The organism is Candidatus Polarisedimenticolia bacterium (genome assembly GCA_036004685.1).
Taxonomy (GTDB): Bacteria; Acidobacteriota; Polarisedimenticolia; order Gp22-AA2; family AA152; genus DASYRE01.
The window spans coordinates 57,295-70,760 of record DASYRE010000048.1 but is presented as its reverse complement, the minus strand read 5'-3'; the positions used below and the strand labels follow the sequence as shown (position 1 = coordinate 70,760).

The window sequence follows — 13,466 nt, the reverse complement described above, 5'->3', positions numbered from 1 at the left end:
CTCAATTCAGCGTTCCCGGTGGATCAATTCGGAGGCGAGGCCGCGGAGCAGCGAGCTCCGATTCCCCAGCGGCGAAAGGTGCTCCACGGCGCAGTCGGCGAGCTCCCGCGCCAGATGCCGGGCCCCCTCCACACCGGCGAGATCGACGAAGTTGCCGCGCGGGTCGGCATGGACGGGCTTGCCGATCTGCTCGATCGATCCGGTCGCGTCGAGGAGATCGTCGACGATCTGGTACGCCAGCCCCAGGTTCTTCGCGAAAGCGGCCAGCGCCGAACGCTCCTTTTCGGGCGCGCCCCCGAGGATCGCGCCCACTTCCACCGAGGCAATGAAGAGACTCCCCGTCTTCCGGCTGTGGACCTTCTCCAGACGATCCAGATTCACCCCGGAAGGAGAAACCGCGAGATCCAGCGCCTGGCCGCCGATCATCCCGTCGGTGCCCAGAGCCAGGCTCAAGCGTCTTCCCGCCTCGGCCCGGATGCTGTCGCCGAGCCCGGCCGCCGCGCCGGAAAGGATTCCGTAGGCCAGATTCAGCAACGCGAAGGCCGCCAGGACGGCCGTGGCCTCGCCGTGGACGCGATGATTCGCGGGCCTTCCCCGGCGCGTCGCCGCGTCGTCCATGCAGGGAAGATCGTCCAGGATCAGGGAACAGGCGTGCACCATCTCCAGCGCGCAGGCCGCGGGCACGACTCGCTCCCGCGGGGCGCGATAGAGATCGGCGACGGCGAGGGCCAGGATCGGACGCAGCCGTTTTCCGGGGGCCAGCGCCGTGTAGCGCATGGCGGCGGCGACATCCGCCGATTCGGGGGACACCGCCGGAAGGAGACGGTCCATCTCCCGGTCGACGAGCCGGGCGTGCTCCTCGAGGAACCGGCGGACCTTGGCGGGGGGAGCGGGCGCAAGCGAGAAGAAGCGCGGCGAAGCCGGTCGTGGAGGCATCGATCTCTCCGCCCCGGAGCGGGGCGATTCCCTGGGTGGAGGAATGTTATCACGGGAGGGCGGGCCTATCCGTCCCGGACGACCGGCGCGGCGGAGACGCTAGGGAATCTTGACCTGGATGTTCTCGGGGGCCTGCTCCGGGTGAACGTGAAGGTAGGTTCCGAAGAAGCCGGTGATCGCCTCCTCGTATTTCCGCTTGTCTTCGGCATAGAGCCCGGCCACCCCGCTGCTGCCCAACAGGAGCAGGTTCTTGTCGGAGCCTCCCCCCTCGGGGACCGCGGCGTAGAGGGCCTTCCCCGCTTCCACGCTCCAGGGCTTGGAGTCGCCGGCGACGAACAGGAGGTTCCGGTCCGCCAGACGGGTCACCGCCTGGGCGATCTCGCCGCGGGGAATCTTCCACTGGAAGTACGGTCCGTAGAAAGTCGAAGCGTAGCTCGTGACCCGCGACGCGCCCCGGGGCACCCCTTTGAACAGCGCCTGATCGAGGTAGGCGTTGATGTCGGGATACAGCGAATCGAGCGCCAAGGCGACCAGGCCCTTCCTCTCCTGGGCCGCGAGGACGGCAGCGTAGGCTCCCATCCCCACCCCCCATATCCCCATGCGGTCGGACGAAAGATCGCGCCGCATCCGCAGAAAATCGACCGCCCCCATCACGTCGTACCGCTCCTGATTCCCCAGGGTGCTCGCGGTCCCGCCGCTCTCGCCGTGTCCGCGAAAATCGATCAGGAAGAGGTTGTACCCCATCCGCTGCAGCGCCACGGCCGAGTCCAGGAAGACGCTCTTCGACTCGCCCAGATCATGGCAGAGGAGGATGACCGGTGCTTCACGCTCGCCATGGATGAGCCACCCGGAGAGCGACACTCCATCGGTGCTCTGGAAGTCGATGTCGTCGGCGCGCATGAGGAAATCGCCGGGATGATTCGTGTCGTGAAGGCGCGGTGGATGGGTGACCTGATGGATCTGGTAGCCGACCAGCCCGCCCGCTCCGGCGAGGAGAACCAATGGCGTCAGAAGCAGGATTCCCGGTCCGCTCTTGAAGAATCGAGCCAGCATTTTCAAGCCTCCCCGCATTCCGGTCCGGACGTTCAGGACGTACCGGAGAATATAGGTTCCGGGGAGAACCGGTGCAAGGCTCAGTGGTTCAATGAGTTAAATCGGCTTTCACGGAGGGTTCGCCGGCCTCGCGGGCGCCGGGGCCCGAGAGGTTGCGCCGGATTCGCTCGGCCAGCGCCGGGCCCACTTCCCTCACCAGATCTTCCTGCGAGGCGGCCAGGATCCCCTTGACGCTGCCGAACGTCTTCAGAAGCCTCCGGGCGCGCGACACGCCGATCCCGGGAATCTCCATCAACGCGGTGGTCAGGGTGCGCCGGGATCGGGAGCGCCGATGCCGGGTGATCGCGAAGCGATGGGCTTCGTCCCGGATCCTTTGGACGAGGTGAAGAGCCGGCGAAGAATGGTCGAGGGCGAACTCCCGGTCCTGCCCCTTGAGGTGGAGAATCTCCTCCCTCTTGGCGATCGAGACCAGGCGCAGGGTCACCAGGTCGAGCTTTTCCAGAACGGCCGCCGCCGCGGAGAGCTGCCCTTTGCCGCCGTCGATGAGCACCAGGTCGGGAAGATCCTTGCCCTCCCGGACGAGGCGCGTGTACCGCCGTCCCACGACTTCGGCGATCGACGCGAAATCGTCCGCTCCTTCCACGGTCTTGACCCGGAAGGTCCGGTATTCCGCCGGCCGCATCTTGCCCCCTTCCCAGACGACCATCGAGGCCACCGAGTCGCTGCCATGCAGGTTGGAGATGTCGAACGCTTCGATCCGGAGCGGCGTCTCCTCCAGTCCGAGCGACTCCCGCAGCGCCTCGGCCGCCTCGACGCCGTGGGTATGGCCGCTGCGGAACACGCTCTCGAACGCCAGCTTGGCGTTCTGCGCCACGGTCTCCAGAAAGGCCCGCTTGGGACCGCGATGCGGGACGAGAATTCGCACGCGCACGCCCTTCCTCTGGCTGAGCCACTCCTCCAGCAGATCCTTTCCGGCGGGCTCCGCCGGGACGTAGATCTCCGCGGGAACCTCCTCCACCGAGGCGTAGTACTGCTGGAGGTAGGCGGCGGTGAGCTCGTCCTCGGGCTCGGAGGCCTTCTCGAAGGTGAATTCCCGGCGCGACGCGACGACTCCGTGGCGCATCTGGAAGATCTGCAGCGCCGCCTGGTCCCCTTCCCGATGGTGGGCGAAATAGTCCTGATCCTCGAGTCCCACCGAGCTGAAGCGCTGGCGGACCGCGAGCCCCTCGATCGAATGCAGCAGATCGCGATAGTGAGCCGCCGTCTCGAACTGCTCCTGGCGCGACGCTTCCTGCATGCGCTCCTTGAGACGGCCGAGCAGCTCGCGGTTCCTGCCTTCAAGGAACATCCGGGCTTCCTGGACCTGCTGCCGATAATCCTCTTGGGCGACCAGCCCCGCGCAGGGCCCCGTGCATTGATTGAGCTGGTAGTAGAGGCAGGGACGCGGCCGGCTCCCGTCGAGCCTCTCGTGACAGATGGCGACCCGGAAGAAGCGCGCCACCATGCGGAGCGCCTTGCGCGCTCCGCTCGCCGGAAGGAAAGGGCCGAAGTACAGGCTGCCGTCCAGCTTCGCCCGTCGCACCAGGACGACCCGCGGAAAGGGATCCCCGAAAGTCATCTTGAGATAGGGGAAGTTCTTGTCGTCCCGCATGAGGACGTTGTAACGGGGCCGCTCCCTCTTGATGAGGTTGTTCTCGAGGATCAGGGCTTCCGTGCCGCTGGCGGTGAGAATCAGCTCGAGATCCCGGATCTCGGCGACCAGGGCGAGGGTCTTGGGCGGGTGCTGGGCGCTCTTCTGGAAGTAGGAGCGGACCCGGCTCCGCAGCGAGGCCGCCTTGCCGACGTAGAGAACGCGGCCGCGGCCGTCCTTATAGAGGTAGACCCCGGGGGCGTCGGGAAGCTCGGAGAGCTTGTCCTCCAGGAGAAGCTCCCGGGCTTCCGGCGTCAGATGAATGTCCATCGATGTCTTCCCGACTCAGGCGCTGAGGTCGATCTTCTCCAGGAACCGGATCCGATCCCGCAGCTCCGCGGCGCGCTCGAACTCGAGGTTGGCGGCCGCCTTCTTCATTTCCGCCCTCAGGGCGAGGATCTCGCGCTCCAGCTCGGAGCGGCTGGCGTAGGGGATCTCGTCCTCTCCGACCTCGACGTCGATTTTGAGATAGTCGGCCTCGTAGACGCTTCCGAGGACCTCGTCGAGCGACTTGACGATCGATTCGGGCGTGATCCCGTGCTCTTCATTGTAGGCTTTTTGCAGCTCGCGGCGGCGTCCCGTCTCATGGATGGCGCGCGCCATCGAGTCGGTCATTCGATCGGCGTAGAAGATCACGCGCCCCCTGACGTTCCGGGCGGCCCGCCCGGCCGTCTGGATCAGCGCCCCCGCCGAGCGCAGGTACCCTTCCTTGTCGGCGTCGAGCACGCCGACGAGGGAGACTTCGGGGAGATCCAGCCCCTCCCGGAGGAGGTTGACGCCGACCAGGACGTCGAACTCGCCTTTCCGCAGGCGCCGCAGGATCCCGACGCGCTCCAGGGTCGCCACGTCGGAGTGGAGGTATTCGACCTTGACGCCGACGTCCCGATAATACTGGGTCAGCTCCTCCGCCATCCGCTTCGTCAGGGTGGTCACCAGGGTCCGATCGCCCAGCGCCACCCTCTCGCGAATCTCGGCGAGCAGGTCGTCCACTTGATTCCGGATCGGCCGGACGACGATTTCGGGATCGATCAGGCCGGTCGGACGGAGCACCTGCTCCACGACCTCGCCCCCGGACTGCTCGAGCTCGTACGGCCCGGGCGTCGCCGAGACGTACAGGATCTGGCCGACCCGCTGCCGGAATTCGTCGAAAGTCAGCGGCCGGTTGTCCACGGCGGACGGAAGGCGGAAGCCGTATTCCACCAGGGTCTCCTTCCGCGACCGGTCCCCCCGGAACATCCCCTTGATCTGGGGAATCGTGACGTGGCTCTCGTCGATGATGAGCAGCGCGTCCTTGGGCAGATAGTCGAGCAGCGTCGGCGGGGGCTCCCCCGGCCTCCGCCCGGTGAGATGCCTCGAATAGTTCTCGATCCCCTGGCAGTACCCGATCTCCTGGATCATCTCCAGATCGAACATGGTCCGCTGATGGAGGCGCTGCGCCTCCAAAAGCTTGTGGCGGCTTTCCAGGTCCGCCAGACGCTCGGCCAGCTCCGTCTTGATGGTCTCGACTGCCTTCTCCAGACGATCCCGGGGAGTCACGTAGTGCGAGTTGGGATAGATCGGGATCCTCCCGAGCCGGCGGAGCGGCTTGCCGCGGATCGGATCGATCGCGTGCAACGCTTCCACCGTGTCCCCGAAGAACTCGACGCGGACGGCGAACTCCTCGTATCCCGGAAAAATCTCCACGACGTCGCCGCGCACCCGGAATCCGCCCCGCTCGAGATCGAACTGCTTCCGCTCGTATTGGATCTCGACGAGCTTGCGCAGCATCGCGTCGCGGTCGAGATCGGACCCTTCCTCCAGAAAGACCATCATTCCGTGATAGGCCTCGGGGGAGCCCAGCCCGTAGATGCAGGAGACCGAGGCGACGATGACGACGTCCCGGCGCTCGAAGAGGGAGCGGGTGGCCGAATGGCGCAGCCGGTCGATCTCGTCGTTGATGGTTGATTCCTTCTCGATGTACGTGTCGGTCTGGGGAACGTAGGCCTCGGGCTGGTAGTAGTCGTAGTAGGAGACGAAATACTCCACCGCATTGTCCGGAAAGAAGCGCTTGAACTCCTGGTAGAGCTGCGCCGCCAGGGTCTTGTTGTGCGAGAAGACGAGCGTGGGGCGATTCAAGGCCGCGACGATCTGTGCCATGGTGAACGTCTTTCCGGAGCCGGTGACCCCCAGGAGGACCTGGTGATTTCGTCCCGAGCGAATCGAGCCGAGCAGTTTCTCGATCGCCTCGGGCTGATCGCCGCGCGGCTCGTAGTCCGACACCAGCCGAAAACGTCCGCCCGGCTCCGGGGAGGCCGGCCTGGGCGCGTCGAGGGGGGCCGCGGCGTCTTTCTCCCCTGGCGGAGGGGTGCGCGGAACGGCTTGCGGGGCAGGCTCCTTACGGTCCCCCATGCTCTCTCTCCGGAGGAGGCTGACTCGAGTTGTCTCGCCTGGGCGCTGTGTTATACTCCCGTCGATGATAGCAGAGGAAAACACTGAAGGTAAAGGAATTGGGCAGCCGCCGCCCCGCCGAAAACTCCCTTCGCGACGCCTCCTGATCGTCATCGGCATCTTTCTCCTGGCCGGCGCAACCGGCGCCGCCGCCGGTTACCTGCTGACGACCGACATTCCGGAAGTGACCCGGCTGGAGAACTGGAAGCCGCCCGTCGTCACGGTCCTCTACGCCGATGACGGCTCCCCCGCCTATCAGTTCGGCGGGGAGAAGCGGATCCTGGTCGACCTCAAGGGGATTCCGCGCCAATTCATCGAGGCCATCATCGCCACCGAGGACACCCGCTTCTATCGCCACTTCGGGGTCGACCCGTGGGGAACCGCCCGGGCGCTGTTCACCGACGTCACGCACCTGAAGAAGAAGGAGGGGGGCAGCACCTTGACGCAGCAGCTCGCCAAGATGCTCTTCCTGAAGCCGGACAAGACGTTCCGCCGGAAGATTCAGGAAGCGATCCTGGCGATGCAGATCGAGAAGGCGTACACAAAGCAGGAGATCCTGGTCTACTACTGCAATCAGATCTATCTCGCTCACGGGCGTTACGGCGTCGAGACCGCCTCGCGCTTCTATTTCGGCAAGCCGGCCCGCGAGATGACCCTGTCGGAGTCGGCTCTCCTGGCCGGCATGGTGCAGCGTCCCGAGGCCTACTCGCCCCTGCGCAACCGCAAGCTGGCGCTGGCGCGCCGCAACCGGGTGCTCGACCGGATGGTCGAGGAGCGCTACCTGACCCGGGAGCAGGCCGACGCGGCCAAGAAGGAGACGTTCGAGCCCATCCAGCCCCGTGAAGACAGCGAGATGGCGCCTTATTTCGTCGAGGAGGTGCGCCGCTATCTGGATCGAGTCTACGGCGAGTCGACCCTGTATCAGGAGGGGCTGGAAGTCTACACGACGCTCGATCCCGTCCTCCAGAAAGCGGCCAACGAGGCGATCAGCCGGGGACTGCGCGCGGTCGACAAGCGGCAGGGCTTCCGTCCGATCCGCGACAACGTCTACCGCGACAAGAACGCCACCGAGGAAACCTACAAGCATCCCGATTGGGTCCGGCAGCCGGGCCCCGGCTCGCTGATTCACGGGCTGGTGACGCGCGTGGATCGAAAGACGGCCACCGTCCGTTTCGGAGAGTACCAGGCCGCGCTCGGCCCCGAGCAGATCAAGTGGACCCGGGCCGCTTCCCCGGCGTCGATCCTCCATCCGGGCGACGTCACGCTCTTCGCCGTGGAGCAGGTCGATCGGGTGAACAAGCGTCTCCTGGTGACCCTGGATCAGGATCCTCTGGTCGAGGGGGCGCTGGTCGCCCTGGAGCCGGCCACGGGCGAAGTCAAGGCACTCGTGGGCGGCTACGATTTCGAGCGCAGCGAGTTCGACCGGGCGATTCAATCGCTGCGGCAGCCGGGCTCGGCGTTCAAGCCGTTCGTCTATCTCACGGCCCTGGACAGCGGCTACACCCTGGCCGACAGCCTGTTCGACGAGCCGACCGTTTTCCTCGACAGCCGGACCAACGTCGAGTATCAGCCGGAGAACTACACGCGCCAGTATTACGGCGCGATGACCCTGCGGACCGCCCTGGAAGAGAGCCGGAACATCGTCTCGGTCAAGCTAATCAACCAGGTCGGCTACCGGAAGACCATCGACCTCGCCGCCAAGATGGGGATCAGCAGCCACCTCAGCCCGTATCCGTCGCTCGCCCTGGGGGCCTCCGAAGTCTCGCTTTGGGACATCGTGTCCGCCTATTCGGTTCTGCCGAATCAGGGAATCCGGGTCGAGCCCCACATGATCCGCAAGGTCATGGATCGCGAAGGAAAGCAGCGCGAGGAAGCCCACCCGCAAGTTCAGGAAGTGCTGAAGCCCGACATCGCCTACCTCATGGCCTACGCCCTGGAAGGGGTCACCGAGACGGGGACGGGATCGGCCGCCCGGGTGCTGAACCGGCCCATCGGCGGGAAGACCGGAACGACCGACGATCTGGCCGACGCCTGGTTCGTGGGGTTCACGCCCAGCCTGGCGGTCGGAGTCTGGGTGGGCTTCGATCAACGCAAGAGCCTCGGGGTGGACGAGACCGGCGCCCACGTGGCGCTTCCGATCTGGATCGATTTCATGCAGAACGCCCTGAAGGGCCGTCCCGTGGAGAAATTCGCGCGGCCCTCCAGCATCAGCTTCGTCCCCGTCGACCGGAAGACGGGATTGAAGGCGAGCGTCGAGACCGACTGCCAGCCGATCATCCTGGAGGCGTTCCTGCGCGGCACGGAGCCCACGGCGCAATGCTCCGAGGCGGAGCACTTCCGCATCTCCCTTCCTTATTACCTGCAGCGCTATCAATTCAACCGCCGGCAGGAGCTCCGGATCGACGCCGACGGGCTGCGCCGCCTGTTGCAGCAGGGCAGCGGAGAGCTGTCGTTGTCGGAGGACCAGAGGTCCCTCGTCTTGCGTCAGGAGGGCGGCGAGCGGATCATCCCCCTGGACATCGGACGCCGGGACTTGCGCGAGCTGACCGAGGCCCTGGAAGGGAAACCCGAAGGGCCCGAAGCGGGTGAGGAGAGCGCTTCCGGAACGACCGGACCGCCCCGCGTCGGGAAGGACGGGCGGGAGGCGACCTTGATCCTGATCAAATACGACTGAAGGCCGAGATCCCGCGCGCCGTCCAGTGGGCGTTGAGGTACTTCCGCGCCCGGAGCTTTTCCGCCAGGCGCTCCTCGCCGCCCGTCGCCTCCGAGATCTCCCAGCGCACCCCGAAAGACTCGCCCAATCCCCGGGCCAGCGACAGGGCCGCCTCCTCGAACCCGACTCGCCGGCCGGCGAGAATCCCCAGCGTGGTCCAGCCTCGCCGCTCCCCCCGCTGCCCCCCGGTCGCCTCGTCGAACAGATCCTCGTTGGCGTCGAGGAGCAGGGAGCCGTGCTGCAGTGAAGCTCCTTTGCGCCGCACCTGGGCCGATCCGACGACCTTGCGGCCCCCGATCGTGATCTCATAGCTGGAGGCGCGCGCGAAACACTGGTCCTGCCGGAGATGGCGTGGAAGAGCGGGGGCGGGGACCTGAGGATCGGGCTCGATCCCAAGAAGCCTGAGCGCCGAGGCGATGCCCGCGGCGATCAATCGGTACGATTCCAGGAGCGACCCGGCGAAGGGAGGCTCTTGAGTCGGCCCGACCAGGCAATACGTCACCTCGCGATCGTGGAGCACCGCCGCGCCGCCGGTGGGACGGCGGACGAGGGGAATGTCGTGCTCCCGGCAGAAACCCTGATCCACGGCTCGGAGAGAGTCCTGGAACCGGCCCAGCGAAAGAGTCGGGACGCTCCATCCGTAGAGGCGGAGCGCGGGAAAGGCGCCCGGAGGGTAGGCTCCCTGCCGGCAGGTCTCGAGGAGCGCTTCGTCGAGAGCCATGTTGCGGAAGCCGTCCTGCGGCGAATCGATCAGCAAGCGCCAGGACGGGGCGGGCTGGGTCATGCCAGGATCGTCTCGCGCGCCACGCTGGGCAGTCCCTGCGATTCGGCGACCGCCGGGTGCACGACCCTTCCTTCGTGAACGTTCAGGCCGAGGGCCAGGGCCGAGTCGTTGCGAAGGGCTTCCTTGAGACCGTGCTGGGCTACCCGGAAGATATAGGGAAGGGTCACGTTGGTGAGCGCGTAGGTCGAGGTCCGGGGCACGGCGCCCGGCATGTTGGCGACGCAATAGTGAACGACGCCGTCGATCTCGAAGATCGGCTCGCTGTGGGTGGTGGGATGGGTCGTCTCGATGCATCCCCCCTGATCGACCGCCACGTCGACGATCACCGCGCCCCGCTTCATCGTCGCGACCATGGAGCGTTTCACGAGCTTCGGAGCGGAGGCGCCGGCGATGAGCACCGCCCCGATCAGCAGGTCGGCGCGGGCCACCGACTCGGCGAGGTAGTAGGAATTCGACATCAACGTCTCGACCCGCCCCCCGAAGATGTCGTCGAGATAGCGCATCCGGTCGGCGGAGCGCTCGAGGACCGTGACGCGGGCTCCGAGGCCTAGCGCCAGCTTCGCGGCGTTGGTGCCCACCGTGCCGCCGCCGATGATGACGACCTGCCCCGGAAGGACGCCCGGGACGCCTCCCAGCAGGATCCCGAGGCCTCCCTGCGTGCGCTGGAGATAGTGGGTTCCGACCTGGATCGACATCCGGCCGGCCACCTCGCTCATCGGCGTGAGCAGCGGAAGGGATCCGTCCGCCTCTTCGATCGTCTCGTAGGCGAGCGCCGTGACCCCGGCCTGCAGCAGGCCCAAAGTCTGGGCCCGGTCGGGAGCGAGGTGAAGATAGGTGAAGAGGATCTGACCGCGCCGCAGCCGCGCGATCTCGGCGGGCTGCGGCTCCTTGACCTTGACGATCATCTCGGAGCGCGCGAAGACCGACTCGGCGTCGTCGACCAGCGTGCCCCCCGCGGCCGCATACTCCTCGTCCGAGATGCCGCTCCCGAGACCCGCCGACTTCTGGATCAAAACCGGATGACCGGAGTCGGTGAGGCTCTTGACGCCGGCCGGAACCATGCTGACGCGGAATTCCTTGTCTTTGACTTCCTTCGGAACGCCGAGAATCATCGAGGCCCCACGCTCGAGGGAGGAAAACCCCGGTCCGCGAATCAGCTGTCGATTTGCGCTTTCTGCAGCTTGCCGCTGAAATCGACGTAGACGGCCTTCCACTCCGAAAAGATGTCCAGCGCCGTGTCCGCCGCCTCCCGATGGCCGTTGCCGGTCTGCTTCGTGCCTCCGAAGGGCAGCTGGACTTCGGCGCCGATCGTGGAGGAATTGACGTAGAAGATCCCCGTGAAGAGATCCCGCATCGCCACGAAGGCCCGGTTCACGTCCTGTGTGTAGATGGCCGACGACAAGCCGTACTTGACGCCGTTGACGATCTCGATCGCCTGATCGAGACCGTCGCAGGGAATCACCGAAAGGATGGGGCCGAATATCTCCTCCTGGGCCAGGCGCATTCCGGGGTTGACGTCGCCGAAGATGGTCGGCGAGAAGAAAAACCCGCGCCCCAGCTCCGCCTTGGTGAGACGCACGCCGCCGCACGTCAGGGTGGCCCCTTCGTCTCTTCCGATCTGGACGTAGTCGGTGATCTTCTTGACCGCGGCCTCGTTGATGACCGGCCCCATCTCCACGGTCTCGTCGAGGCCGTCCCCGACTTTCAGATTCTTCGCCCGCTCGACGAGCTTCTCCATGAACTCGTCATAGACCTTCTTGTGGACGACCACCCGGCTCGTGGCGGTGCACCGCTGCCCCGCCGTGCCGAACGCGCCCCAGAGCACCCCGTCCAGCGCCAGATCGAGACGCGCATCGTCCATGACGATGATCGCGTTCTTCCCTCCCATCTCCAGGGAGCATCGCTTGAACAGACGGGCGGCGGTCTCGCCGACCTGGCCCCCGGTTTCCGTGGATCCGGTGAACGACACGAGATCGACGTGCGGATGCTCGAGAAGCGGCGTGCCGACGTTGCGCCCCGATCCGGTGACGAGATTCACGACGCCGCGCGGAATCCCCGCTTCCTGGCAGACCTTGACGAGGTGATAGGCGCTCAGCGGCGTGTCGGAGGCGGGCTTCAGGACCACCGTGTTCCCGCAGACCAGGGCGGGCATCAGCTTCCACGATGGGATCGCCATCGGGAAATTCCACGGCGTGATCAGCGAGCAGATTCCCACCGGCATGCGTAAGGACATGGCGTACTTGTTCGGCAGCTCCGAAGGAACCGTCCGGCCGAACATGCGACGCCCTTCGCCCGCCGTGTAGTACGAGATGTCGATCCCCTCCTGCACGTCGCCGCGGGTCTCCTTGAGAATCTTGCCCATCTCACGCGTCATCTCGCGCGCGTACTCTTCTTTGCGGCGAACCAGGATCTCCCCGACTTTGTAGACGTATTCGGCGCGCTTGGGAGCCGGCGTCAGACGCCACTTCCGATAGGCCTCGCGGGCGGCGGCGACGGCCTGGTCGACGTCTTCTCGCGAGCTGTCCTGGAAGCAGCCGACGATCTCGGAATGATCGGCGGGGTTCCGGTTCTCGAATACTTTCCCCGAACTGGAGGCGACCCATTCCCCGTTGATGAAGTTTCGATATGTCTTGGCTTCGGCCATGATTCCCTCTGCTTACGCGCCGCCCCCGGCACGAGTAAGTATCTCGTTTGTTTTATGGCAATTGGGAGCACACAGTATCAGATGGCGTTCGGCACTGTCAAGGACCGATCGGACGGCGGCGGCGGGACGATTCGTGCCGCAGAAGACGATCGCGGCGCGGGCGGGCGGAAGGATGCCCGGCAGCCGGTGCGGGCAATTTTGCTCTCTCTCGTTGAGGTGGGGGGGTTATGGAGGGCAGGTTGTTTCGTGGATCGACGAACCTGCACCGGCTGCCTACTCACTCACACTTTGCTACGAAGAATCGCCGCGCCTGGTTCTCTGCTCACGGGCTCGGCGCTTCTCCGTGATTGTCTCTCTTCCAAGCAAGATGGCTGCCAGAGCGAAAGCCGGAGACTCGTGAGAATCCTAAGTTCCTCGCGGCGTATCAAATACGGCATCAGCTCGAGCCGGTCGTCACTCGGCCCGGGCCGCCATCCTGGCTCGCGCCTGTTCCCATTTTGGCGCACTTTGTCCCGGTTCAGGCCAATCCGCCCCGCCCGCGGCGGCGCAGATGCTCGAGGAGGCGGACGACCCCAATCTCGAGCTTCGGATCCTCGATCTCGCCGGTGCGGCAGCGCGCGATCAGATCCCGGGCCCCCAGAAGGAGCGACCAGGTCTCTGCCTCGTTGATCGAACCGTCCCCTTTCGGAAGCGAGGCCGCACGGTGGTCCAGACAGACCGCGAACAAGTGGATCTTCTCGGTGCACTGGCCGTGCGAGGGAAAGAACCCGGCGCCCAGCGGGCGAAAATCCTCCGGCCGCACCCGATAGCCGGTCTCCTCGCGCAGCTCGCGAGCGGCGCGCCGCCGGATCTGGGCGACGCTCGTCTCCCCCGGCTCCAGGCTTCCCGCCACCGCCTCCACCGTCCAGGACCGCTTCCGAGCCGGCTCTCCGGGCGCCGGACGCGATCCGCGCAGAAAAAGGGCCGGGCGGAATCCCGCCTTGACGAGGACCCGCACCGGGCTCGCGCCCCTGAAGAACGGCATGATCGCGACGCTGTCGATTCCCCGTCTCTCGACCATCTCGTAACGATAGGCCGCCGAGGATTCGCCGCTTTCGTATTCGTTGCGCAGAACCGCCCGGAAAAGCGACAGGAAGCCCGGTCCCGAAGGCGGAAGGCGCCGGACGATTCGCAGACCGACTACCCGGCGGGGGATCGTTTCGCGCGGCACGGGGCGCCT

At 66.0% G+C, this 13,466-nt stretch carries 9 protein-coding genes; 1 reads left to right on the top strand and 8 read right to left on the bottom strand.

The annotated features are described in order from the left end of the window. Positions 1-6 precede the first annotated feature (6 nt). The 4 genes from VGR67_12965 to uvrB all read right to left on the bottom strand — a co-directional run bounded on the left by VGR67_12965 (position 7) and on the right by uvrB (position 6,067). Positions 7-936, bottom strand: a complete 930-nt coding sequence (locus VGR67_12965) for a polyprenyl synthetase family protein (GenBank protein HEV8337321.1) — start codon at positions 934-936, stop codon at positions 7-9. A gap of 99 nt (positions 937-1,035) precedes the next feature. Next, positions 1,036-1,989, bottom strand: a complete 954-nt coding sequence (locus VGR67_12960; GenBank protein ID HEV8337320.1) for an alpha/beta fold hydrolase — start codon at positions 1,987-1,989, stop codon at positions 1,036-1,038. 88 nt (positions 1,990-2,077) lie between these two features. Continuing rightward, positions 2,078-3,949: an excinuclease ABC subunit UvrC gene (gene uvrC / locus VGR67_12955; protein HEV8337319.1), complete on the bottom strand. Its 1,872-nt coding sequence runs from the start codon at positions 3,947-3,949 to the stop codon at positions 2,078-2,080. Between the two features lie 15 nt (positions 3,950-3,964). Beyond that, positions 3,965-6,067 carry an excinuclease ABC subunit UvrB gene (uvrB, locus tag VGR67_12950; GenBank protein HEV8337318.1) on the bottom strand — a complete coding sequence of 701 codons (2,103 nt, stop codon included), beginning with the start codon at positions 6,065-6,067 and terminating at the stop codon, positions 3,965-3,967. Between the two features lie 64 nt (positions 6,068-6,131). On the opposite strand from uvrB, the gene VGR67_12945 reads away from it, so the two are divergent. Further along, complete coding sequence (locus VGR67_12945; protein ID HEV8337317.1) at positions 6,132-8,780, top strand: PBP1A family penicillin-binding protein; 2,649 nt, start codon at positions 6,132-6,134, stop codon at positions 8,778-8,780. On the opposite strand, the gene VGR67_12940 is transcribed toward VGR67_12945, so the two are convergent. The 4 genes from VGR67_12940 to VGR67_12925 form a co-directional block, all read right to left on the bottom strand. Further along, positions 8,767-9,603, bottom strand: a complete 837-nt coding sequence (locus tag VGR67_12940; protein ID HEV8337316.1) for a lipoate--protein ligase family protein — start codon at positions 9,601-9,603, stop codon at positions 8,767-8,769. The genes VGR67_12945 and VGR67_12940 overlap by 14 nt on opposite strands. Beyond that, positions 9,600-10,715 carry an alanine dehydrogenase gene (gene ald, locus VGR67_12935; protein HEV8337315.1) on the bottom strand — a complete coding sequence of 372 codons (1,116 nt, stop codon included), beginning with the start codon at positions 10,713-10,715 and terminating at the stop codon, positions 9,600-9,602. Before ald ends, VGR67_12940 begins: the two co-directional genes overlap by 4 nt. A gap of 41 nt (positions 10,716-10,756) precedes the next feature. Beyond that, entirely contained in the window at positions 10,757-12,247 is a 1,491-nt protein-coding gene (locus VGR67_12930) for an aldehyde dehydrogenase family protein (protein ID HEV8337314.1), read from the bottom strand. A gap of 517 nt (positions 12,248-12,764) precedes the next feature. Continuing rightward, a complete protein-coding gene (locus VGR67_12925; protein ID HEV8337313.1) occupies positions 12,765-13,457 on the bottom strand; it encodes an NUDIX domain-containing protein in 693 nt (230 codons plus the stop codon). Positions 13,458-13,466: the final 9 nt, after the last annotated feature.

What these genes read in the sequence shown, in the direction of transcription:
- VGR67_12965 (HEV8337321.1), bottom strand. Translation starts at nt 936, where the DNA reads ATGCCTCCACGACCGGCTTCGCCGCGCTTCTTCTCGCTTGCGCCCGCT.
- VGR67_12940 (HEV8337316.1), bottom strand. Translation starts at nt 9,603, where the DNA reads ATGACCCAGCCCGCCCCGTCCTGGCGCTTGCTGATCGATTCGCCGCAG.
- VGR67_12930 (HEV8337314.1), bottom strand. Translation starts at nt 12,247, where the DNA reads ATGGCCGAAGCCAAGACATATCGAAACTTCATCAACGGGGAATGGGTC.
- uvrB (HEV8337318.1), bottom strand. Translation starts at nt 6,067, where the DNA reads ATGGGGGACCGTAAGGAGCCTGCCCCGCAAGCCGTTCCGCGCACCCCT.
- uvrC (HEV8337319.1), bottom strand. Translation starts at nt 3,949, where the DNA reads ATGGACATTCATCTGACGCCGGAAGCCCGGGAGCTTCTCCTGGAGGAC.
- VGR67_12960 (HEV8337320.1), bottom strand. Translation starts at nt 1,989, where the DNA reads ATGCTGGCTCGATTCTTCAAGAGCGGACCGGGAATCCTGCTTCTGACG.
- VGR67_12945 (HEV8337317.1), top strand. Translation starts at nt 6,132, where the DNA reads ATGATAGCAGAGGAAAACACTGAAGGTAAAGGAATTGGGCAGCCGCCG.
- ald (HEV8337315.1), bottom strand. Translation starts at nt 10,715, where the DNA reads ATGATTCTCGGCGTTCCGAAGGAAGTCAAAGACAAGGAATTCCGCGTC.